This window comes from Sinomicrobium kalidii (assembly GCF_021183825.1).
In the GTDB taxonomy this organism is placed as follows: domain Bacteria; phylum Bacteroidota; class Bacteroidia; order Flavobacteriales; family Flavobacteriaceae; genus Sinomicrobium; species Sinomicrobium kalidii.
Genome location: NZ_CP089211.1, coordinates 3,845,160 through 3,868,254, shown reverse-complemented (window position 1 = coordinate 3,868,254; position 23,095 = coordinate 3,845,160). Strand labels below are relative to the sequence as shown.

The window sequence follows — 23,095 nt, the reverse complement described above, 5'->3', positions numbered from 1 at the left end:
TACGGGGTCCCTCTGACTAATCATCTCCGTGATATTGTTCTACATATTCCGAAGGCGATACTTTATAAACTTCCTTAAAACAGGTGGTAAAATAAGCCGGTTGGTTAAACCCTACCCGGTAGGCAATTTCCGAAATACCTGCCCCTGATTTTTTTAACAACCGTATGGCCAGTCTTAAACGCTGGTCCCTTATAAATTCCGTAGCCGACTGCCCGGTAAGGGCTTTCAGCTTGCGGTGAAGCTGCATCCGGCTCATACACATGGCCTCACTGAAACGGACAACATTAAACGACACTTCGGTAAGGTTATCGGCAAGTACGTTCCGTAGCCGTTCCAGGAACAGGTCGTCTTTCGATGAGATTTCTCCCTGTAGACTGCCAAACCAATCCGTTTCCTTGAAATGTTGCTGGACCAGATGTCTGTTTTTCAGCATATTTTCAACAATCACCCTGAGCTTTTCCTGTTGAAAGGGTTTTACCATATAAGCATCGGCCCCTGTCTTTAGTCCGCTTATTTCATTATGGCTTCCGGATTTTGCGGTGAGCAGTATTACGGGGATATGAGAGGTTCGTTCGTCATTTTTAAGGGTGTTTACCAGGTAGATCCCGTCTTTCTGAGGCATCATAATGTCGGAAATAATAATATCGGGAATTGTTTCCACGGCTTTCCGAACCCCGGTGAGACCGTTTTCTGCCTTCAGTACCTGGTAGTCTTCACTGAATATATTTTCCGCGAAGAGGCATATATCTGCATTGTCATCCACAATAAGTAAAACGGGCTTATTGTTTATAAGTTCCCCTGCAGCATTCACGACTTCACCGTCTTCCTGTAAAGTACCGGACGAAGACAAGGAAATTTCGGGTGAATGGCTCTCTGTTATTTCATCTTCCGGAACCGCCTCTTTTGTTACCGGGAGCGTGACCCGGAAGCACACTTCGCCATCCTTATTTGCAACCGTAATATCTCCCCGGCTCAGGGAAACCAGTTCTTTTACCAGGGAAAGCCCGATCCCCACCCCTACTTTATTGGTATCAGATTGATAAAAACGGGTGAAAATATGTTCTATTTCTTCATTATTCAGTTGTGTTTGTGTACTGCTATTCGTTATCGTAAAAACGGCATTTCCGTTTTTTTGCGCCGCTTCTATTCTGATATAGCCGTTTTTATCCGTATACTTTACGGCATTTGAAAAAAGGTTGGACAGGATCTTGTGCAGTACCTCCCGGTCAAACCAGGCCATTGTTTCCACCGTTATATCATATTGGAAATTTATTCCCTGATTGTTTGCCTGATACTGAAAAGGCTCTAAAAGCTGACGAATAAAAAGCGGCAGATTATAGTATCCGACAGAGAGTTTTCTACCGCCGTTATCCAGGCTGGACAATTCCAGCAACTGATCTATCAATTCCATCATACGGTTGGCGTTGCGCTGTATTAAACGGAGGTCCAGCTCATCATCGGCAGGCATTTCCTTTTTGGAAAGCTGGTGTTCTACCGGTCCCGAGATCAATGCCAACGGCGTCCTGAATTCATGAGAGAGATTGGAGAAAAAGCGGGTCTTTATCCTGTCCAGTTCCTTTAGCTTTTTAGCTGTTTTTTCCCGGTTCCTGTACAACATAAAAACGCTCAGCACCCCGAGAAACAGTATCCCGGACGTAGCGATAAAAATGATCTTTTGTGTTTTCTTCTGTTGTTCGACCAGACTGTTTTCCGATGCGAGGAGTTCAATTTCCTGTTCTTTCTTTTCGGCCTGGTAACGGGCTTCCAGTTCGGTTAATTTACTCTGGTTGATTGCTTTTTCCTTGTCCAGTTGTAATTGGTAATAACCTTCTTGTGTACGGAGTGCCTTATCGTATTTTCCGGTAGCCCCGTACAATTTCGTAAGCCCGTTATATGCTATCCCCTGCAGGTGACTGTCAGCTATACTCTCGGCCAGTTCCAGCCCGGCTCCCAGTTGTTCTTCCGCCTCCCTGTAGCGTTGCAGTTTTGTACCTAAAATACCCTTGTGTATCAATGCACCTGCAATATGAAAGGTATCTTTTAGTTCCATGCTCAGCGCATGCATATTGTCAAGGTATTTGGATGCCTTGTCGTATTCCCCGGTTTCCAGATATATTCTGTTCAGTACGTTCAAGGCCAAAACCTGCTGTTTTACTATGTCCTGTTCCCTGAAAAAATTCAGCGATTTGTTCAGCAGTGCTTCCGCCTTGTCATACGATTTTTGAATAAAATAAATTTCTGCAATTTCCACATCAACCTCATATACCATGATGAGTTCTTCATTGTCCGAATACGATTGCCGGGCTCTTGTCAGGTATGTAAGGGCTTTGTCCGGTTGCAGCAGCTCGTTCTTAAAAATAACACCAATATTGGCCAGAACACTGCGGCAAACCGGCAGTTCTTTTTGGTATAAACTGCACAACGAGTCTGCTTTCTGGTAATAGCTTATGGCTTCGTAATAATTCCGTTCGCCATGGGCCATGTCTCCCAGGGTCTGATAAGCCGATATGGTATTCTGCGGAAATTCCTTTGCCGAGACCTCAATAATTTCTTTCAGGGTATGCCGGGCAGAATCTGTTTTACCTTCTTCGGCATAGATATAGGCTTTCCAGTTAAGCACATGAAACTCCCCTCCCTTATAATCGTCTTTTTCTTTCAGCAACCGGTAAGCTTCATCGAGAATGCGGTGCGCCTGCCCGAACTTTCTTCTCCGCATATCCACATAAGCGGTATATACCGAAAGATCGGATATTCCCTTGGAGATACCGCTCTTCCTGGCCAGTTCATACCCTTTTGCGGTATAATACCTTGAAGAATCGAGATCCTTGTGTATCCAGTAGGAGAAAAAATCATTATAAGCTTCTATCCTGAGGGAATCGTTCCGGGCTGTGACTACATTGTTTTTTAAGGAATCTAACCCGGAAGATGTTTGTGCCATGCCAACGGTATATATCCATAACACCAGGTTAAACACAAGAAGGCATTTTTTATGAACATTCGGGTAGTTTGACATCCACAAAAGATTTTCGGACCATTAAAATAAGGAAAAGTAATTAAATATGCCGGACATACATCATAACCAGTCCATATAAATCAGAAACATAAAGCCGATTAACAGCAGCACAAAAACTATGACCAGGGACATTTTATAATTCCATTTACGCTTCATTGTTTCGACAGTTTTCTCAAAGTTAGAGCCTGATAAATTCAACCCGGCGGTTTCGGGCTTTTCCTTCTGCAAGGTAATTATCGGCCACCGGCTCGGTCTCCCCTTTCCCCCCGGTAAAAAGTCTTTCCCCGTCGATATTATACGTTTCGACCAGGGCCTGTTTAACCGATCCGGCCCGTTTATAAGATAATTCCAGGTTGGCATCTTCGCTACCGTCGGAATCGGTATGCCCTACGATTTTTAATTTCAGGCCGGGGGCATTCTCCAATACGTCGGCGATTTCCTTTAAAGTACCGTAAGAACCGGATGTTAACTGAAACGAACCCACAGCAAACCGTATTCCCGAAGTGCTCCACTTCCCTTCTTTTTTCAGACTACTCCGGATATCCTTTCCCGCTTGTGCAATGCGAAGCCCGGAAATATAGAAACCATCCTCCGGTGGCGGGATCAATTCCGTGGCCCGGAAGTAAAAACTATTCCTGAGCGATGCCGTATCAAAAGCCCGGGGAAGGTCAAACAGCTTTTCCTGATCCAGATACAATCGTATGCGCGTACCATTTACGCTTATGCTTACCTTGATGACTTTTCCGGCCATCTTGTTAGCGGGATATTCCTTATTGGTCTCGCGGCCGGAATACACCGAATTGCTGTAGCCTGCCTTTTCCTCAAAATGGTCTATCTTAAAGTAAAAAAGCGCTTTGGACCGCAGTCCTTTTCGGGCCGGGTTAGCACTTCCCGAGAACCCAAAGGTTATAGGCGCACGTCTTATGCCTGCCGGATAATACAGGAGAAACTCCACTGTAAAGTTGTCCGGCAGCGGTCTCCCGGTTTCGGGATAGCTCAATGTCCTGTCCGGTATTCGTAACCATTTGTTTTCCTGATCACTTATAAGAACCACTTCTCCGGAACCGTTGGTATTCCATTTTGCGGGGAAATCCCCCCTCCGGTCTGCTGTAAAGTCATCATAAAACAGCACTTTGTCTCCGGCAACAAAATCAAATTTGCTGTTTATGGTAACATTTTCTATTGTTTTGCCTTTCTGCCGGGTAGCGGGAGAGTGTTGCTTTTCCCGGCTTTTGTCAGTACCGGGTTCCAGAATGCTATCCATCGTTTTTTCTGTTTCTTTTTCCACTTTGCCTTCCAGTTTGCGTTCAACAGCACGTTCCGCTTTTTTCTTCAGTTTTTTTAATAACTGGGCGTTTGCGTCGGAGATAAAGACCACACACAAAAGGAAAGGCATTATTATCCCGAATTTAAATTTTATCGGTTTCATGAGTTTTATTTTTAATTTAAGGAAGGGTGCAAAAGTTCTTTACTGAATATATATGTTTTATCATCGGATGCATACTTGCATTCTATCCTGGTCTCGGTAATCGATGCTACGATGAGCAGTTCTTCCCTTTCCGAACTTTCGGTTTTTTCCTCGATGATATCTGTATAGATGATCTTTATTTCCGTGTCGGAAACCAGTTCGTATTCCAGGCTACGGATACTCCCGTAACATCCCGATGCGGAATCGGAATAGGTGGCCACCGCACCCGCTCCTTCAGCCGTAAATTGCATATAGGAGTTCTTTTTACAGTCGTCAAGGTCTTCCCCGACACCGTCATTATCCACAATGCTTTCCAAATACCATCTGCCTGTAATAAAGTCGGCAGTAGTGGCTTTCCGGGTTGTAAACATGGCTATATCACTTTCGCTTTCGCCGCCCTTGTTATCTGCGGCGATCACTTTCCAGTAATAGGACGTATCAAAATCCAATGCATTTTCAACGGTGTAAACACCTGCCGTAGTACCGGAAACCACCAAAGTAGCGGGCGGGTTGTTTTTATCCAGAAATACATTGTAAGACACCATATCCCCGTCGGGGTCTAAGGCCTGTTTCCAGGTAAGGGCTACACTGTCAGGATCAATTTCGTCGGTATCATTTGCCGGGCTGTTGAGTATTACATCTTCCGGAGTATTGTTATCCGGTACAGCCGGGGTGTCATCATCACTATTACACGCTCCCAGAAGCAAGCCTGCGGCAAAAACAAATAAACACGGTAAAGTTTTCATATCGCTTTCACTTTTTATTGGTAAAAATTAACGGAAAGCAGCAAGGGGAAACAGCATGGTTTCAAATACGGGGCATAGCATGGATCGGAATATTTTACTGGTACCATAATAATCGGGGTGAAAATCACCATCCTTCATTAATCCAGCTGTCGTATCCTATTCCCGACAATATATTCTTAAGACGGAATCGGTGGATTCCGGATTGATGAAGGATGGTTTTTCACATCAGTTTTCCCGCCTGATAATTAATCGGGCAGGTTATAGTATGCTTTTACGGCAGCATAATCCGTATAATCCAGAGCCGATTTTGCCGGGAGCTCTACATTCCCCGGAATAATAACATAACGTATCCTGTTATAAATGGTACTGCCAACCTGCCCTTCGGTTTCCTGATCGGTAAAATCAGAACCGTATTTTCTTATCGTTATCCAAATACTTGTGGAATTTCGGTATAACACACTCCTTTTTATGACCAAATCTCCGGATGAATTATACGAATTCCACGGAAGTAAAAACGTAGAGCCGTTATTTGTCCTCCAGTACACCAATGTTGCCCCGCCTTCCGACCAGGTATCGCTAAAATTACTGTCTTCAACTTCCATTCTTTTGAATGTGGAGCCATCGCTCATGTTCCAATCGGGAAAAAACCAATCGGAATACATAACATTCGCATTTCCGTCTTCGCCGTCCTGTCCGTCCTGTCCATCCTGTCCGTCTGCACCCGGAGGACCTTGCTCGCCTTGCGGCCCCTGTTCACCCTGTGGCCCCTGCGCTCCCCGGGGGCCTTGTTCTCCCTGCGGACCGGGAGGGCCTATATCACCGTCTTCGGCCGAACAGGCCACCAGTCCGATACTCATAATCAACGCAATAAAATAATTAAATGTACTTTTCATTTTTTTGTTATTTAGTTAATTAATCCTTTTGATTGGAAAGTAATAAGGGGAAACGATCACTTCAAAAGTAGACCGGTAAACGAATAAGGTGTTACTGATATGTAACAAAGGCTTTATTATATGTAACAACATCCGGGAACCCTTTATCCATAGGGGTTCACAAGGGAATATTTTTCATTTCCGGTAAATAACAGTACAGAAAACTTCCCCGGTTCTCCCGGTTAGCCAACCTGAACCTGTTCAATAAATGAGCAAAAACAAATTGCACATACAGACTTCAGAATCCCGGATTCCCTTTTTAACACTAAAACCAACATCCAGGCATTTTTTCATTAAACAACGAACACATTTTTATCCTTTCTAAAAAAATATTTACTTTTATGCGAATTTCATTCTTTGACAGTTAATTTAATGCAATCGATTTCGTAAAACATTTTTAGATTTTGAACAGACGGAATTTCATAAAAAACGGTACCATGGGCACAGGCGCCCTCCTGTTTTCCGGAGGGGTATGGTCCGGCCTTGCGAACACCGGGAACGACCGGGTATACCGCATAGGGATCATAGGCTTTGGCGACCGCGGAAGCGGCCTTTTTAATGTACTAAAGGATTTTAAAGCTAAATTCAGGGTTATCGCCATATGTGATCCGCTGGATCTCAGGATTGATAACGCCCGTAAAATGGCAGACACCGACAAGGTGAAAATTTACAGGGATCACCGGAAGCTTCTCGAAAACAAAGCGGTGGATGCCGTGATTATAGCCACACCCCTGAATACCCACTACGAAATTGCCAAAAATTCGCTCGAAGCCGGGAAGCACGTACTTCTCGAAAAAGCGATGACCTTTACCGTAGATCAGGCACTGAGCCTTTCGAAAATAGCGGAAAACCACTCTAAACAGACCTTACAGATCGGACACCAGTACCGCTATTCTCCTTTGTATTATAAAGTCCGTAAAATGATACAGGACGGTTACCTGGGTAAAGTTACCCAGATCGATGCCCGCTGGGACCGCAACTGGAACTGGAGAAGGCCCGTACCCGATCCCCGACTGGAACGGAAGATCAACTGGCGGATGTACAGGGAATATTCGGGCGGACTGCCCGCCGAACTCCTCTCCCACCAGATGGACTTTATACACTGGGCCTTTGATTGCCTGCCCACTACCGTTTACGGTACCGGAGGCATCGATAACTATAATGATGGCCGGGAAACCTATGATAATGTACAGGTAAATGTCCGTTATGAAAAAGAGGGCATGATCGGGAATTTCGGGGCCACCTGCTCCAACCAGCACGACGGGTATTCCTTCCGCATCAAGGGGTCCAGGGGCATGGTATCCCTGCTTGTCGATGACGGTATTTTTTATCCCGAGCCGGAAACCCGGAAAGAACTGGAAGAAGTGGACGGTGTAAGCGGGGCCACAAAAATTACATGGAACGATGACAAAAAAGGCATCCCCCTTGTGGATTCCCCGCTGAAAGACGGCAGCTACTATGCATTCGAGGACTTTTATGCAGCCATTTCAGAAAACACCCTTCCCGATTCCAACGTATATACCGGCGGATCAACGGCTATTTGCGTTGCCCTGGCCAACACTTCCATTTACGGCGGAAATCCGCAACAGTGGAAAACGGCTTACAACCTGGCTTCGGACCACAAGGATAAAGCAACGGTCGACAGCCCGTCCCGAAAACAAAAGGCCCGGGAAGAAGAAAAATAAACAACGCAATACCAAACTCTTAACTAATCATTCAAACCAATTAAAAAATGCGAAAACTAAGTATTTCTACCCTGGCATTTATCGCTGCTTTCTGTTTTATACAATGTGCACCCGAAAAAAAAGCCGCTGCAGACGGGTGGACTTCCCTCTTTGACGGGAAAACCCTCAACGGGTGGAAACGGGTGGCCGGGGAAGCGGAATATACCGTAGCGGACAGCGCCATTGTCGGAATAGCAAAGGCGGGCAGTCCCAACACCTTCCTGATCAGTGAAAAGGAATACGGTGACTTTATCCTGGAACTGGAGATCAAGGTAGAACACAGAACCAGCAACTCAGGTGTGCAGATCCGAAGTAATTACGATCCCCGGGGCAGGGACGGTAAGGGAAAAGTATTTGGCTACCAGGCCGAACTCGACCCTTCAGACAGGGCATGGTCCGGCGGAATATACGACGAAGCCCGCAGAGGCTGGCTCTACCCCCTCTCCCTTAACCCGGAAGCCCGTAAGGCATTCCGCTTCGGGGAATACAACAAATACCGGATAGAAGCCATCGGAAACGAAATAAAGACCTGGGTAAACGGTGTGGAAACCGCCTATCTCGTAGACAGTACGGATGCCAAAGGAATTATAGGCCTTCAGGTACACAGCATCAGCAATCCCGAAGATGCGGGGAACAAGACCTACTTTAAAAACATCCGTATAAAAACCGATAGCCTGGAACCGACACCATTTAAAAAAGATGTGTATGTGGTGAACAACCTCAAAAACCGGCTTTCCGACTACGAAAAACAAACCGGCTGTAAACTGCTCTTTAACGGTAAAAACAGTGAAGGGTGGATCGGCGCTTACAAAGACAGTTTTCCCGATTTCGGATGGACCATCAACGACGGAATTCTTACCATCGAAGCTTCGGGTGGCGAAGAATCCACCAATGCGGGTGATATCGTAACCACCAAAGAGTACAGTGCTTTTGACCTCTCCTTCGACTTTAAACTCACGGAAGGCGCCAACAGCGGTGTTAAATATTTTGTTACGCTCTCTGAAGGCAACGAAGGTTCTGCCATAGGACTGGAATTCCAGATCCTCGACGACGAGAGGCATCCGGATGCCAAAAAGGGAAAAGACGGCAACCGCACCCTGGCTTCCCTGTATGACCTCATTAAGGCAGACAAGCAACCCCGTTTCGTAAAACCCATCGGCGAATGGAACAAGGGCCGTGTGGTGGTATATCCCGACAATAAGGTAGAACACTACCTCAACGGTATAAAAGTCCTCGAATATCAACGCGGTTCCGAAGCCTACCGTAAACTGGTGGCAGCGAGCAAGTACAAGATATGGGAAAACTTCGGGGAAGCCGGGAAAGGCCATATCCTCTTACAAGACCACGGCGATAAAGTGAGTTTCAAGAACATCAGGATAAAGGAGTTGCATTAAACATAACAATCGTAATCCTTTAGCATCTATAGCTTTTAAAAGATATTCATATCCCCCCTTGAGGGGGGACCAAGGGGGGTGTAAAGGTGCTCTCCAATCACCATAAAACATATACCAATGAAACGAAGAAAATTTATAAAAAACTCCGCCCTGGCCACTGCCGGGATCACCACCATGAGTACCATGGGCTTTACGGCCCAAAGTTATAACCGTATCATGGGGGCCAACGACCGGCTCCACATAGCCATTATGGGACTGGGAAGAAGGCTTGGCGCTTATGTACCTCCCATTTCAAGGAAAGAGAGCAACGTAGAACTGCTATACCTTTGCGACGTTATGAAATCGCAACGGGAAAAAGCGGCGGAACGTTTCGCTGAACACCTGGACTACAATCCCAAGCTGGAAAACAGCATATTTAAAATACTGGAAGACAAAAAAGTAGATGCCATTATCAATGCCACACCGGACCATTGGCACGGACCGGGCACCTGGCTGGCTGTAGAGGCCGGGAAACACGTTTATGTGGAAAAACCATGCAGTCATAACCCCAAAGAGGGGGAACTGCTGGTGGCCTATCAGAAAAAATACAACAAAGTGATCCAGATGGGCAACCAGCAACGGTCTTCCGACCCCAGCATAGAGATTATCAGGGAAATACACGAAGGTATTATCGGCAACCCCTACCTGGCTGTAGCCCATTATGCAAATAGCCGTGGCGAAGTTATTGTCCCTTCAAAAGCCCCTGTTCCCGAAGGACTGGACTGGGACCTCTTTCAAGGCCCATCGCCCCGAAAAGAATACATGCACGACACCTGGAATTATAACTGGCACTGGTACGGCTGGGACTTCGGTACGGCAGAAACCGGGAACAATGCCACTCATGAACTTGACATCGCCCGCTGGGCCCTCCAGGTGGAATTTCCGAACAAGGTCATGGTCAATGCCGAAAAACGCCACTGGCCGGAAGACGGATGGAGCATGTATGACACTATGGACGCCACTTTCGAATTCGGGGACGACAAAAAGACCATAAAATGGGACGGCAAAAGCCGTAACGGATACAACACCTACGGTAAAGGCCGCGGAACCATCATTTACGGTACGGAAGGGACCGTATTTGTAGACCGGGAAGGCTATGAACTCTTTGACCGGAGCGGAAAACTGGTAAAGGAGCGTAAATCCGGCGGATCGGAAGCCGGAACCCAGCTTGGCGGCGGCGGGGATATGTCTACCACACATATGGTAAATTTCTTCGAAACCATCAGAGGAAAGGAAAAACAACGATCTCCGATAGACGAAGGCGCCAAAAGCACCCTTTTGTGCCACCTGGCCAATATGGCATACCGCGCGGGAGAAACCCTCGAATGTAACCCCGCAAACGGACATATTACCAATAGCGAAAAAGGACGTGCCCTATGGGGAAGAACCTACGAACCCGGATGGGAACCGCAACAACTGTTGTAATTAACGATTCCCGCTCCCCGGCGGAACCATAACAATTAAAACCTGCCCGTCCCGGCAGGTTTACTTTTTAGTCCAAACAGTAAACAAGACCCAATACCTCCCCCCTTGAGGGGGGGATCAAGGGGGGTGTCCCCCAATCATCCCCCTACGCCTCCGCTATCCCCTCTCAAAGTATCGTCAAATCTTCTATGTATCTTTGTAACATACACTAACAGCAAAACCATGAAAATATACACCAAGACCGGAGACAAGGGCACTACGGCCCTTTTCGGGGGCACCAGGGTCCCGAAACACCATATACGCATAGAAACTTACGGTACGGTAGACGAGCTCAATTCCTGGATCGGACTGGTAAGGGACCAGGAAGCCGGTGACCAGCAAAAAATATTGCTGGCCATTCAGGACCGGCTGTTCACCCTGGGGGCCATACTGGCCACAGATCCGGAAAAAGCCATGTTAAAAAGCGGAAAAAAACGACTGGACATCCCCACAATTTCACCCGAAGATGTAGAAACCCTGGAAAAGGAAATAGACCGCATGAATGAAGAACTTCCCCCCATGACACATTTTGTTCTTCCCGGCGGGCACACTACAGTGTCATATTGTCATATAACCCGGTGTGTTTGCCGCAGGGCAGAAAGACTGGCCACACAACTCTATGACATAGAACCTTTTGACGATAGTGTGCTTCAATATCTCAACCGTCTTTCAGATTATCTCTTTGTATTGGCACGAAAGTTGTCTCACACCTTAAAAGCAGAGGAAATAAAATGGGTGCCCCGCAAAGGAGACCGGGGATAAAAAGAGACTTCCTCTCAGAAACGATCAGCTGGAGCAATTAAGGCAAAAAATGCCTCAGGCAAACAATACAGCCACAAACTGCGTTAAACACAGAGGGAAAACTTGCCGGATCAGCAGCAGGGGTTCCCTTTTATTAATTAAAAACCAATAAAACAGCTGTTTTATTACGTTCTTAAAATTAATGTGTAAATAAAATAGTTTTAACTTGACTTTTTAGTTTAAAAATTTATTTTTGCAAAAAATAAAAAACGAATAGCACATGTATTGGACATTAGAACTGGCATCCTATCTGAGTGATGCACCTTGGCCGGCTACAAAAGACGAATTGATCGACTATGCTATTAGAACCGGGGCTCCGCTGGAAGTAGTGGAAAACCTGCAAGCCATGGAGGACGAAGGGGAGATATATGAATCTATTGAAGAGATATGGCCGGACTATCCCACAGAGGAAGATTACCTCTGGAATGAAGATGAATACTAAGAACACCGCAAAAAACAAAAAGTCTCAAAAAGAGGCTTTTTTTTTGCTCTGTTTGTTAAATACAGGGAAAAACGGCAGTTGCGATTGCCTTATTTACGATAACGGTTTCGAACCCGCCAATTCCCTGCCGACCGATTCACCGGTCCACTGTTTTTTTCATTAGCTTTGTAAAAAGTTTATGCAGAAACCGGTAAGGCCGTAAGACCAAGGCATGACTGTGGGGGGAAACAGTATACACCTTCCCTCACTCAAATTAAAAACAAAACCATTATGAGTTTACTGAATTCTGTTCTCAAAGTCTTTGTAGGAGATAAGGCGAAGAAAGACATCAAAGAGATACAGCCATTAGTGGATAAGATCAAGACGTTTGAACAACAACTGTCTGCATTATCCAACGACGAACTCCGGGAAAAAACCGTAGACTTCAGGTCCCGGATACAGGAAGCAAGGACTTCTTTTGACGAAAAAATAGCACAACTGCAAAGCGAAGCGAACGCATCGGAAGACATAGATCGCAAAGAAGATATCTACACCGAGATCGACAAACTCAATGACGATGCCTACAAGGCCACTGAAGCAAAACTCAACGAAATACTTCCCGAGGCCTTTGCCGTAGTCAAGGAAACCGCAAAACGATTTGCCAATAACGAAACCCTTACCGTAACCGCTTCTCCCTTCGACAGGGAATTATCTGCCGAAAAAGAATACATCACCATAGAAGGCGACAATGCCATCTGGCAGAATTCCTGGGATGCGGCCGGCAAGGAAGTGACCTGGGACATGGTACACTACGATGTACAGCTCGTAGGTGGTGTAGCCCTCCACCAGGGGAAAATTGCAGAAATGCAGACCGGGGAAGGTAAAACCCTTGTTGCTACACTCCCCATGTACCTCAATGCCCTTACCGGCAGAGGAGTACATTTGGTTACCGTAAACGATTACCTGGCCAAAAGGGACAGCGCCTGGATGGCCCCCCTGTTCGAGTTCCACGGTCTTTCCGTAGATTGTATAGACAAGCACCAGCCCAATTCCGACGGGCGAAGAAAAGCATACAATGCAGATATCACCTACGGTACCAACAACGAATTCGGCTTTGACTACCTCCGGGACAATATGGCCCATACGCCGAACGACCTCGTGCAGCGCCCTCACAATTACGCCATAGTCGATGAGGTCGATTCCGTACTTATCGATGATGCCCGTACCCCGCTTATTATTTCCGGGCCCGTACCCCAGGGCGACAGGCACGAATTTAACGAGCTGAAACCCGCAGTTGCCGATATTGTACAGAAACAACGCCAGTACCTGACAGGTGTACTCGCCGAAGCCAAAAAACTCATTGCCGAAGGAAACACCAAAGACGGAGGTTTTCTCCTGCTCCGAGTGCACCGGGGACTCCCGAAAAACAAAGCGCTTATCAAGTTCCTCAGTGAAGAGGGCGTAAAACAAATCCTGCAAAAGACCGAGAACCACTACATGCAGGACAACAACAGGGAAATGCCCAAGGTCGATGCCGAACTGCTCTTTGTTATTGACGAAAAGAACAACCAGATAGACCTTACGGACGGAGGGGTAGAATACCTTTCCGGGGATACGGACCCGGACTTCTTTATTATGCCTGACATAGGTACCGAAATCGCAAAGATCGAAAAACAGGACCTCCCCGTAGAAGAAGAAGCCGAACTCAAAGAACAGCTTTTCAAGGAATTCGGGGTGAAAAGTGAACGTATCCACACCATGAACCAGCTGCTCAAAGCGTACACCCTGTTTGAGAAAGATACGGAATACGTGGTTATGGACAACAAGGTGATGATCGTAGATGAGCAGACCGGACGTATTATGGAAGGGCGACGTTACTCTGACGGACTCCACCAGGCCATCGAAGCCAAGGAAAATGTAAAGATTGAAGACGCCACCCAGACTTTTGCCACGGTCACACTACAGAATTATTTCAGGATGTACCGCAAACTTTCCGGGATGACCGGTACTGCGGTTACCGAAGCCGGTGAATTCTGGGAAATATATAAACTCGACGTAGTAGAAATCCCGACCAACAAACCCATTGCCCGCCACGACAGGCAGGACCTCATTTACAAGACCAAACGGGAAAAATACAACGCAGTGATCGAAGAAGTCACCCAGCTTTCCGGGGCAGGAAGGCCGGTGCTTATCGGTACCACTTCAGTAGAGATCTCCGAATTGCTCAGCAAGATGCTGACACTCCGGAAGGTCCCCCACAATGTTCTCAACGCCAAAATGCACAAAAAGGAAGCAGACATTGTAGCCGAAGCCGGTAAATCCGGAGTAGTGACCATAGCCACCAACATGGCAGGCCGTGGTACGGACATTAAACTGACCGAAGAAGTGAAAAAAGCGGGAGGACTGGCCATTATAGGTACAGAACGCCACGACTCCAGAAGAGTGGACAGACAGCTCAGGGGGCGTTCCGGACGTCAGGGAGATCCCGGAAGTACCCAGTTCTATGTTTCACTCGAAGATAACCTGATGCGCCTCTTCGGATCGGAACGCGTAGCCAAGATGATGGACAGAATGGGCCTCAAGGAAGGTGAGGTCATCCAGCATTCCATGATGACCAAGTCCATTGAACGCGCCCAGAAAAAAGTGGAAGAAAACAACTTTGGCATTCGTAAACGTCTCCTGGAATATGACGATGTGATGAATGCACAACGGGAGGTCGTGTACAAAAGACGGAGACACGCCCTGCAGGGCCAGCGGCTCAAAGTGGATATCGCCAATATGATCTTCGATATTTCAGAAGCCATCTCCGAAACCAATAAGGCAGCCAGCGATTACAAGAATTTTGAATACGAACTCATTAAATTCTTTTCACTGGTCTCTCCGGTTTCCGAAGAGGAATTCAACAAGATGTCCTTCCAGGAAATTGCCGGAAAAATATACAAAGCTGCCTATCAGCATTACAGCGAGAAAATAGAACGCAATGCAGCGACCGCTTTCCCGGTGATCAAGAATGTATATGAAAACCAGAGCGACAAGTTCGAACGTATTGTAGTGCCTTTTACCGATGGTACCAAAACACTGAACGTAGTTACCAACCTCAAAGATGCCTACGAAAGTAACGGTAAAAAGCTTATTGCCGATTTCGAAAAGAACATCACCCTGGCCATTATAGACGATGCCTGGAAAACTCACCTCCGCAAAATGGACGAGTTGAAGCAATCGGTACAGCTTGCCGTACACGAACAAAAAGATCCGCTGCTGATATACAAATTCGAAGCCTTTGAACTCTTTAAAGGCATGATGGACAGCGTAAACAAGGAGGTTATCACCTTCCTGTTCAAGGGAGAACTCCCCACACAGGACACCTCCAGCATACAGGAAGCCAGGGAAACCAGGAAAAGGGAAAACTACGAGACTTCCAAAGAAGAAGTGCTGAACAGCGATGAAATGGCCGCCAGGAACAGGCAGGCCGGACAGGCACAATCCCAAAGGCCCCAGGTCACCGAAACCATTGTCAGGGACAAGCCCAAAATAGGCCGGAACGACCGGGTGACCATAAAAAACGTAATGAGCGGTGAAAGCCAGACCATGAAATACAAACAGGCCGAACCCCTGATCAAAAAAGGGGAATGGGTACTGACAGGGGAAGAATAACCTTCCTCAAAACAGAGCCCACAAAATAAAAGGCCCGGTATACGATGCGATACCGGGCCTTTTTTTGTATTTTTATAACAATCAACCACTTAAACCTTAAACAACATGAAAAGCAGAAGCATCGAAATCAAATGGGGTATCCTGTTTGGTATCATAGGGCTGATATGGATGTTGTTGGAAAAATCCATGGGGCTGCACGACGAAAACATTGAAAAACACGCCATATATACCAATTTTTTCGGTATTCTGGCAATAATCACCTATGTAGTGGCCCTCCTGGACAAGCGAAAAAATCATTACAACGGTTTTATGAGCTGGAAACAGGGGTTTGTATCCGGTCTTATCATTTCTATCATAGTGGCCGTATTAACCCCCATAACACAGTATATCGTCCACACCTTCATTTCCCCGGACTTTTTCACCAACATGCAAAGCCATGCCGTTGACACAGGTAAAATGACAAAAGAAGCTGCCGAAAAGTACTTTTCCCTGGGTTCCTATATATTGCAATCGGCCGTATTTGCTCTTGTGGCCGGGGCAATCACCGCTGCTATCGTAGCTCTTTTTGTCCGGAAAAAACCAAAAAACAGGTCGGAACCGGAAGCATAAATTAACTATACGCCGCTCATTTTCCTGTTGTGGTATATTTTCAGGATCGGGATCTGCACCAGGATCAAAAGCAATATCACCCCGATGCTGAACCAAAGGGAAGTGTTGACAGATACTTTCAGGAAAGAAAGGAACGAGAGATCAACAGTCCAGTTCCATTCCGTTGTAAAGAACAGGGACAACAGAACGATCCCTGTGGTCACAGCTGCAATAATGCCCCAGCCGCTTCCGGAAATAAGGGGTTTATAGGGAAGCTGTTCCTGTTCCCCTCCTACCCGTTGCATTACGTGATGTACAAAATCGGGAGACGGTTTTTCCGGGCCGGACTCCTTTACTGCCTTTCTAATAAGTTCTTCCTTATGCGGGTCGTTGTATGACATCATTCCCTGATTATACTGTTGTTTTCCAATATCCGGTAGAGGAACTTCCTGCTCCGGAATAATTTCACCTTTACATTGGTCGCACTCAAATGTACTGTTTTTGCAATTTCTTTCACAGTCAGTTCCTCAAAATAGTACAGGTGTACCAGTACCTGCTCATCTTCCGGAAGTAACCGGATAGCTTTCCTGATGGCCGTATTCCTGTCGTTCTCGGCAATTTGCTGTAAAATGTTCAGTTCATTTTCTTCAACTCCGCTGATCGCGTCTACAGTACCGGAAACCACATGCCGCTTTTTTGATTTTAAAACGTCCAGACAACGGTTATACGTGATCTTGTACAACCAGGTGGAAAATTTCGACTTTCCACGGAATCCGGACAGGGAGCGATAACACGTCACAAAGACATCCTGGGCCACTTCCTCCGCTTCTTCCCTGTTTTTCAACATCTTCAGGGCCAGGGTGAAGACCATCTCCTTATACCTTTCCACAAGAGGTGCAAAAGCATCGGTATTTCCCCCGGTAACCTGCCGGATGTAGTAATCGTCGTTGCGGTTGGCCATATCATTTTATAAGACGACAAAATCCTCCGGCGGTTACAACAATTCAAAAAAAACTTCATTTTCTGTAACCGGAAAAGGCCGACTGTCGTCATAAGGGAAAACAAATTGTTCAACACATCAAAAAACGGACATTATGATCAGATTGGAACCTGTACTGATACTCCTGGTAATATTCGGTACGCTTTTCGGAATTTTTTACCTGTTTTACTCCACCCGTAACAAGGAGCGCATGGCCCTCATCGAAAAAGGTGCGGAAGCGGACATCTTTTTCAGTAAAAAACAAAAGACCGCCCCGGTATGGAAAATCCTTATCCTCAACCTTTCCCTATTATTGATGGGGATCGGGTTGGGGCTCCTTATCGGGCACCTTATCTATTCGCAACTCGGCCTCGAAGAAGAGATCGCCTACTCATCGTGTATCCTCATTACCGCCGGACTGGGGTTATTCATCGGGTTCCATTTATCCAAAAAGCTGGATTAGCAGGGATGGTACAAGGTTTTACGAATTGCGGACAACCATGGGAATCTGCTATCCGCAATTCGTAAATCGTTAATTTTTTTTATGTAAGTTTGGGCAACAAAACCCAAACCATGCATTTTAAACATCCTGAGATACTTTGGGCATTATTTTTACTGCTTATTCCGGTACTGGTACACCTTTTTCAGCTCAGGAAGTTCCGGAAAACCCCTTTCACCAACGTAAAGTTCCTCAAAGCAATACAGTTAAGGACCCGCAAAAGTTCACAGGTAAAAAAATGGCTCGTACTGGCCAGCAGGTTATTCCTGCTCACCGGCCTTATCCTGGCTTTTGCACAACCCTATACCCGGGAGAGTGAAGATTCCGGTAAACCACAGGAAACCGTGATCTACCTGGACAATTCCTTCAGTATGCAGGCCCGGGGTGCGAGGGGCGAATTGCTCACACAGGCCGTCGGAGACCTCTTGTCCGGCGAAAACAGCAACGGCACCGTGTCTCTTTTCACCAACAATATTTCTTTTCGGGAAACGAGCATCGCCGAAATAAAGCAGGAATTACTGCAACTGGACTACGCTCCCAACAGCCCTGACCCGCAATCGGTACTCCTCAAAGGGCAGCATCTGTTCAGCCGGGATACGGCCACCCGGAAAAATCTTGTCCTGATCTCCGATTTTCAGGGATGGACGCAAGACATGCTGCCACACAACGATTCCCTTATCCGTTATCACCTGGTGCAACTGTCTCCCCAAAACATACAGAACATATCGGTTGACAGTGTTTATATTTCAGACCGTATGGCTTCTCCCCTGCAACTCACGGTACTTTTGTCCGGGAACGACAGTACAAACCTCACGCTTCCCGTGGCACTCCACGATAAAAACACCCTTATCGCAAAGACGACGGCAGGCTTCGATAACTCCAACCGGGCCGAAGCGGTATTCCGCATCCCCGGGGACAAAAATATAAACGGGAGCATAACGATAGAAGACGATGGATTATGGTATGATAATACCATGTATTTCAATCTCAATACAGGAGAAAAAGTCAACGTCCTTGCCATCAACCAAACGGAAGACGACTTCCTCGAAAAGATTTTTACCGACGAAGAATTCAGGTTCATTGCCGCAGATTACAACCAGCTCGATTTCAGCCTGATCCCTCACCAGGATCTGATCATCTTGAACGGATTAAACACTGTTCCCCGTCCCCTTCTGTCTGCACTTAAAGCCTTCCACGACGACGGGAAAAGTATTTTAATTATACCTTCAGGTAATATAGACAAGGTTTCTCATAATCAATTATTTAAATATTTAAAAATAGGCACTATAAGCAAAACTTATGATGATGTTTTTTCCTACAAAAATACAAATTCAGGGAAACAACACGGTACAGCCCGTAACCTGACGGATACCATCTCCGGAAACCGGAAAAAAATCACGGATATCCACTTTGCCCACCCGCTTTACCGGGATGTTTTTGAAAGCCGGAAAAATCAGCTTACCAACTTCCGGTACCCCGAAGCAACAAAAGCTTACGACCTCGTTACCGATGCAAATACCGTTCTTGCTTTTGAAGACAGCAGCCCCTTCCTGGCCGAAAAAAACCGCGTGTATTTTTTTACCGCTTCCCTGGACCCCGATCAATCCGATTTCAGGAACTCTCCCCTTATTGTCCCCACGCTATACAACATAGGAAAATCGGCACTGCAAACGCCCCGCCTCTTTTATCGCATTGGGCAAAGTAACACTATCGATATTAAAAAACGGGAGGGCTTTACCCGGGATGCCATTGTTGCCCTGGAAAAAGACGGGGAAACCTATATTCCCCTGCAAAGGGCCTTTCCTGATAAAATACAGATCACAACGGGTGAAGTCCCCGTAAAGGACGGGATATACGGTATTAAAAGTACAGACAGCATTTTACAGCACATCAGTTTTAATTACGACAGGCGGGAAAGCAACCTGCTCTCCCCCGCCCTTTCACCTGGCGGATCTTCCGTTTACAACACTGCCGGAGATGCCCTCGGGGAAATAAAAAATACCGGCAGTATCCGTGAGCTTTGGAAATGGTTTGTTATTTTTGCCATCGTATTCCTGGTGATAGAAACACTTCTTTTAAAATATTTTAAATGAACATTCTTTTAAAATCTGCCAAGGTTATCCGTCCGCAGAGCGAATACCACAACAAATCGCTCGACATTCTCATCTCAAACGGCACTATTTCCGAAATCGCAGAAAGTATTACTCCCCCGGAGGAAACGGAGATCGTGCAACGCAGGAACCTGCACGTATCCCCGGGATGGCTGGACAGCAGTGTAAGTTTCGGCGAACCCGGGTATGAAGACCGGGAAACCATAGATAACGGTCTGAAGACCGCAGCCGCAAGCGGATTTACAGCAGTTATTGTAAACCCCAACACCTTTCCGGTGGCAGACACGAATGCCGATATCGCGTTCCTGAAGGCCAGTGCACAAAACCGTACAACCAATCTCTATCCCATGGGTGCACTGACCGCAAAAAGCGAAAGCATAGACCTGGCGGAACTGTTCGACATGAAAAGTGCAGGGGCCGTTGCCTTCGGCGATTACAAAAAGCCCGTAAGCAACCCCAACCTCCTGAAGATCGCCCTGCAATACGCCCGTAATTTCGACGGACTGGTACTGTCCTTTCCGCAGGAAAACAAAATTGCGGGAAAAGGAGTTATGAACGAAGGGAGTACATCCACCAGGCTCGGTTTAAAGGGAATTCCCGCCCTGGCCGAAGAACTGCACATAGCCAGAGACCTCTTTATTCTCGAATATACAGGGGGAAAACTGCATATCCCCACCATTTCAACGGCAAAATCCGTACAGCTTATCCGTGAGGCCAAAGAAAAAGGCCTTGACATAACTTGCAGCGTATCTATCCCCCACCTGCTTTTCACGGATGAAGTCTTACAGCAGTTCAACACCAATTACAAACTGCTGCCTCCGTTACGCAGTAAAGAAGATACAAAAGCCTTGATACAGGGTCTACGGGAAGACATTATAGATTTTGTGACCTCAGACCACGACCCTATAGACATAGAACACAAGAATGTGGAATTTGACCGTGCCATGTACGGCAGCACCGGCCTGGAAAGTGCTTTCGGGGCGCTCCGCACGATCATGGATACCGAAAGTGCAGTTTCCCTCCTTTGCAAGGGGCGATCGCGCTTCGGGATCGCGGAAAACGATATACGGGTAGGCCAAAAAGCCGACCTTTCCCTTTTCGACCCGGAAGAAGAATACACCTTCGGAGAGGCCAATATCCTGTCTTCTTCCAAAAACAGCGTTTTTATAGGCCAGAAATTAAAGGGGCGGGTATACGGGATCATTTCAAACGGAAAATCCGTAATACCTCGCTAAAGACGCACGGCCGTGCGTCTCAACGAGAAAGAAGAAAAGAATATGAACAACGTCATAAAACAAGGAAAAACTGCCGCTGTGGTCAGCTATATCACCATTATAGGCACCCTGATCGCCATATCTATGAATGCGGAACCCGGGAATGATTTTGCCCGGTTTCACATCAGGCAGGCCTTCGGCCTCTGGCTTTCCTTTTTTGCCCTGGGATTTATCATCGGCTATGCCAACAGCTTTTATGCTACTATCGGGCTTTATGTTTTCTTCATTATATTGTTACTTTACGGTTTTACAGGAGCCCTCTCCGGGAAAAAACAGGCAGTCCCCTTACTGGGCAACTATTTCCAGCAATGGTTCGGCTTTATTTCATAGTCCGGAGATATTAGATATTAACAGCACGCGATACTGATCCATCCACAGGAATAAAAAATACATCATGCAAACAAAGGAACTTTCACTACACCACATTATTCGTCCATCCCAAACAACCGGAAAGAAAACACCGGCCCTGTTTATGCTTCACGGCTACGGGAGCAATGAAGAGGATCTTTTTTCTTTTGCTTCGGAACTCCCCGAAGAATTGTGTGTTATTTCCGTACAGGCCCCGTATTCCCTGCCGCCTTACGGTTATGCCTGGTATGCGATCCATTTCGATACTACGGACGGAAAATGGTCTGATGACGAACAGGCGGTGGCCTCCCGGGAAAAAATAGCGACCTTTATTGACGAAGCCATAGCCGCTTATGATCTCGATGCCGGCAATATTACCCTGCTCGGGTTTAGCCAGGGTACCATTCTGAGTTATGCCCTTGCCCTTTCTTATCCCGGAAAAATTAAAAATGTCATCGCCCTGAGCGGTTATATCAACGAAAATATCCTTACGGAACACTATGACCGGGAGGATCATTCTCACCTTCATTTCTATTGTTCCCATGGCAGCGCAGACCAGGTCATCCCCGTGGCATGGGCACGACAGGCCCCTCCCTTCCTCAAAAAACTCGGTATTGACCACAGCTACGAGGAATTTCCCGTAGGACACGGCGTGGCACCACAGAACTTCCGGTCCTTTCACCGTTGGCTGACCGAACGGCTGGCAGAAGAGGAATGAGGAAGTGCGTCAGTAACCGGCACGGCAACCAGGAAGGTTGTGTTATTTATTAATATTTGTTTTGAGGGCCGGATTTCTGTTTTCGGTCATTGAACAGAAATACGACAAATTACTTACCTTTATAAAGGATTTGCCGTTATAACCAAGGCTATGCAACTGCAAACTTACCATCCCGGAAAACTCCTGCGTCCGTTCGTCAGGGCTTATCTCATCATAGAGAGTGAAGACGGCATGAAAAACACATTGCTTCCGGATACCTCGGTCGTAATGGCGTTCCGGATCAGGGGAAAGGTTTACCACACCCGGGAGAACGCTACGGACAGCCTTCCCTTCTCCGTGATCAGCGGTCTTCGCAGAACACCGCGACAAGTACGCTATACGACCCAAGCAGCTACCTTTCTGGTTAAATTTCACGAAAACGGCGCCGCGGCTTTCCTGCCGTTTCCCGTCCATGAATTGTTTGCACAAACCATTTCCCTCGACCATTTTATTCCCCGGCCGGAACTGAATGCCATAGAAGACCTGCTCGGAGCAGCTACGGACCACCCGCAAAGAGTAGCTATCGTAGAACGTTTTTTATGTGCTCTGCTCCGTCCTGCCCAACCCGATCTTCTCATCGCAAGGGCCATAAAAGAGATCGAATACGGCCAGGGAACACTTTCTGTCGGGGAATTGCTTAAAAACCTGCCCATAAGCCGCGACCCTTTTGAAAAACGATTCCGCCGGACCACCGGAACTTCACCAAAACAATTTTCCGCGATCGTAAGAATGCGTAATGTGATAACCCGACGTCCGGAAAATAATCTCACGGCCATTGCTCATACGGCGGGTTATTTTGACCAGTCCCATTTTATAAAGGATTTCCGGCAGTTTACCGGAACCACTCCGGGGGCTTTCTTCCGCTCCGGGCGTTACTGGTAGA

The 23,095-nt window shown here is 46.8% G+C and carries 19 protein-coding genes; 13 read left to right on the top strand and 6 right to left on the bottom strand.

Annotated features, from left to right (window positions below; translation table 11 throughout):
- Window positions 1-16 precede the first annotated feature (16 nt).
- From LS482_RS15695 to LS482_RS15680, 4 genes are all read right to left on the bottom strand, one after another.
- The gene (locus LS482_RS15695) at window positions 17-3,013 is read right to left on the bottom strand and encodes a hybrid sensor histidine kinase/response regulator transcription factor (RefSeq protein ID WP_233028457.1); all 2,997 of its coding nucleotides are present in this window, start codon (window positions 3,011-3,013) and stop codon (window positions 17-19) included.
- A 178-nt stretch (window positions 3,014-3,191) separates the two neighbouring features.
- A complete protein-coding gene (locus LS482_RS15690; RefSeq protein WP_233028456.1) occupies window positions 3,192-4,442 on the bottom strand; it encodes an OmpA family protein in 1,251 nt (416 codons plus the stop codon).
- An 11-nt stretch (window positions 4,443-4,453) separates the two neighbouring features.
- A complete protein-coding gene (locus LS482_RS15685; protein ID WP_233028455.1) occupies window positions 4,454-5,227 on the bottom strand; it encodes a lipocalin family protein in 774 nt (257 codons plus the stop codon).
- A gap of 245 nt (window positions 5,228-5,472) precedes the next feature.
- The gene (locus tag LS482_RS15680; protein WP_233028454.1) at window positions 5,473-6,120 is read right to left on the bottom strand and encodes a collagen-like triple helix repeat-containing protein; all 648 of its coding nucleotides are present in this window, start codon (window positions 6,118-6,120) and stop codon (window positions 5,473-5,475) included.
- Between the two features lie 443 nt (window positions 6,121-6,563).
- On the opposite strand from LS482_RS15680, the gene LS482_RS15675 reads away from it, so the two are divergent.
- The 7 genes from LS482_RS15675 (at window position 6,564) to LS482_RS15645 (ending at window position 16,265) form a co-directional block, all read left to right on the top strand.
- A complete protein-coding gene (locus LS482_RS15675) occupies window positions 6,564-7,844 on the top strand; it encodes a Gfo/Idh/MocA family protein (RefSeq protein WP_302849312.1) in 1,281 nt (426 codons plus the stop codon).
- 47 nt (window positions 7,845-7,891) lie between these two features.
- Window positions 7,892-9,277: a 3-keto-disaccharide hydrolase gene (locus LS482_RS15670; protein ID WP_233028452.1), complete on the top strand. Its 1,386-nt coding sequence runs from the start codon at window positions 7,892-7,894 to the stop codon at window positions 9,275-9,277.
- Window positions 9,278-9,394: 117 nt separating this feature from the next.
- Window positions 9,395-10,741 carry a Gfo/Idh/MocA family protein gene (locus LS482_RS15665; RefSeq protein ID WP_233028451.1) on the top strand — a complete coding sequence of 449 codons (1,347 nt, stop codon included), beginning with the start codon at window positions 9,395-9,397 and terminating at the stop codon, window positions 10,739-10,741.
- Window positions 10,742-10,963: 222 nt separating this feature from the next.
- Window positions 10,964-11,542, top strand: coding sequence for a cob(I)yrinic acid a,c-diamide adenosyltransferase (locus tag LS482_RS15660; protein WP_233028450.1), 579 nt, complete (start codon window positions 10,964-10,966; stop codon window positions 11,540-11,542).
- A gap of 259 nt (window positions 11,543-11,801) precedes the next feature.
- Window positions 11,802-12,023, top strand: a complete 222-nt coding sequence (locus LS482_RS15655; protein ID WP_112373142.1) for a DUF2795 domain-containing protein — start codon at window positions 11,802-11,804, stop codon at window positions 12,021-12,023.
- A gap of 270 nt (window positions 12,024-12,293) precedes the next feature.
- Window positions 12,294-15,656: a preprotein translocase subunit SecA gene (gene secA / locus LS482_RS15650; protein ID WP_233028449.1), complete on the top strand. Its 3,363-nt coding sequence runs from the start codon at window positions 12,294-12,296 to the stop codon at window positions 15,654-15,656.
- A 105-nt stretch (window positions 15,657-15,761) separates the two neighbouring features.
- On the top strand, window positions 15,762-16,265 hold the full coding sequence (locus LS482_RS15645; protein ID WP_233028448.1) for a DUF4199 domain-containing protein: 504 nt from the start codon (window positions 15,762-15,764) through the stop codon (window positions 16,263-16,265).
- A gap of 5 nt (window positions 16,266-16,270) precedes the next feature.
- On the opposite strand, the gene LS482_RS15640 is transcribed toward LS482_RS15645, so the two are convergent.
- Both LS482_RS15640 and LS482_RS15635 read right to left on the bottom strand, forming a co-directional pair.
- The gene (locus tag LS482_RS15640; protein WP_233028447.1) at window positions 16,271-16,648 is read right to left on the bottom strand and encodes a hypothetical protein; all 378 of its coding nucleotides are present in this window, start codon (window positions 16,646-16,648) and stop codon (window positions 16,271-16,273) included.
- Window positions 16,645-17,205 carry an RNA polymerase sigma factor gene (locus LS482_RS15635; protein WP_233028446.1) on the bottom strand — a complete coding sequence of 187 codons (561 nt, stop codon included), beginning with the start codon at window positions 17,203-17,205 and terminating at the stop codon, window positions 16,645-16,647. Before LS482_RS15635 ends, LS482_RS15640 begins: the two co-directional genes overlap by 4 nt.
- Window positions 17,206-17,338: 133 nt before the next feature.
- Between LS482_RS15635 and LS482_RS15630 the strand changes: the two genes are divergently transcribed.
- The 6 genes from LS482_RS15630 (at window position 17,339) to LS482_RS15605 (ending at window position 23,094) form a co-directional block, all read left to right on the top strand.
- Window positions 17,339-17,686 (top strand): DUF6249 domain-containing protein, encoded by a 348-nt coding sequence (locus LS482_RS15630; RefSeq protein ID WP_233028445.1) that lies wholly within the window; start codon window positions 17,339-17,341, stop codon window positions 17,684-17,686.
- 110 nt (window positions 17,687-17,796) lie between these two features.
- Window positions 17,797-19,815 carry a BatA domain-containing protein gene (locus LS482_RS15625; protein ID WP_233028444.1) on the top strand — a complete coding sequence of 673 codons (2,019 nt, stop codon included), beginning with the start codon at window positions 17,797-17,799 and terminating at the stop codon, window positions 19,813-19,815.
- Window positions 19,812-21,068, top strand: coding sequence for a dihydroorotase (locus LS482_RS15620; protein ID WP_233028443.1), 1,257 nt, complete (start codon window positions 19,812-19,814; stop codon window positions 21,066-21,068). The genes LS482_RS15625 and LS482_RS15620 overlap by 4 nt, the downstream gene beginning before the upstream one ends.
- A 12-nt stretch (window positions 21,069-21,080) precedes the next feature.
- Entirely contained in the window at window positions 21,081-21,437 is a 357-nt protein-coding gene (locus LS482_RS15615; protein WP_367890579.1) for a hypothetical protein, read from the top strand.
- Window positions 21,438-21,501: 64 nt separating this feature from the next.
- Entirely contained in the window at window positions 21,502-22,173 is a 672-nt protein-coding gene (locus tag LS482_RS15610; RefSeq protein WP_233028442.1) for an alpha/beta hydrolase, read from the top strand.
- 150 nt (window positions 22,174-22,323) lie between these two features.
- Complete coding sequence (locus LS482_RS15605; RefSeq protein WP_233028441.1) at window positions 22,324-23,094, top strand: helix-turn-helix transcriptional regulator; 771 nt, start codon at window positions 22,324-22,326, stop codon at window positions 23,092-23,094.
- The last annotated feature ends 1 nt before the right edge of the window (window position 23,095 follow it).

Coding starts and splice junctions, on each gene's coding strand:
- LS482_RS15695 (WP_233028457.1), bottom strand. CDS start 3,013: ATGTCAAACTACCCGAATGTTCATAAAAAATGCCTTCTTGTGTTTAAC.
- LS482_RS15690 (WP_233028456.1), bottom strand. CDS start 4,442: ATGAAACCGATAAAATTTAAATTCGGGATAATAATGCCTTTCCTTTTG.
- LS482_RS15685 (WP_233028455.1), bottom strand. CDS start 5,227: ATGAAAACTTTACCGTGTTTATTTGTTTTTGCCGCAGGCTTGCTTCTG.
- LS482_RS15680 (WP_233028454.1), bottom strand. CDS start 6,120: ATGAAAAGTACATTTAATTATTTTATTGCGTTGATTATGAGTATCGGA.
- LS482_RS15670 (WP_233028452.1), top strand. CDS start 7,892: ATGCGAAAACTAAGTATTTCTACCCTGGCATTTATCGCTGCTTTCTGT.
- LS482_RS15665 (WP_233028451.1), top strand. CDS start 9,395: ATGAAACGAAGAAAATTTATAAAAAACTCCGCCCTGGCCACTGCCGGG.
- LS482_RS15660 (WP_233028450.1), top strand. CDS start 10,964: ATGAAAATATACACCAAGACCGGAGACAAGGGCACTACGGCCCTTTTC.
- LS482_RS15655 (WP_112373142.1), top strand. CDS start 11,802: ATGTATTGGACATTAGAACTGGCATCCTATCTGAGTGATGCACCTTGG.
- secA (WP_233028449.1), top strand. CDS start 12,294: ATGAGTTTACTGAATTCTGTTCTCAAAGTCTTTGTAGGAGATAAGGCG.
- LS482_RS15645 (WP_233028448.1), top strand. CDS start 15,762: ATGAAAAGCAGAAGCATCGAAATCAAATGGGGTATCCTGTTTGGTATC.
- LS482_RS15640 (WP_233028447.1), bottom strand. CDS start 16,648: ATGATGTCATACAACGACCCGCATAAGGAAGAACTTATTAGAAAGGCA.
- LS482_RS15635 (WP_233028446.1), bottom strand. CDS start 17,205: ATGGCCAACCGCAACGACGATTACTACATCCGGCAGGTTACCGGGGGA.
- LS482_RS15630 (WP_233028445.1), top strand. CDS start 17,339: ATGATCAGATTGGAACCTGTACTGATACTCCTGGTAATATTCGGTACG.
- LS482_RS15625 (WP_233028444.1), top strand. CDS start 17,797: ATGCATTTTAAACATCCTGAGATACTTTGGGCATTATTTTTACTGCTT.
- LS482_RS15620 (WP_233028443.1), top strand. CDS start 19,812: ATGAACATTCTTTTAAAATCTGCCAAGGTTATCCGTCCGCAGAGCGAA.
- LS482_RS15610 (WP_233028442.1), top strand. CDS start 21,502: ATGCAAACAAAGGAACTTTCACTACACCACATTATTCGTCCATCCCAA.
- LS482_RS15605 (WP_233028441.1), top strand. CDS start 22,324: ATGCAACTGCAAACTTACCATCCCGGAAAACTCCTGCGTCCGTTCGTC.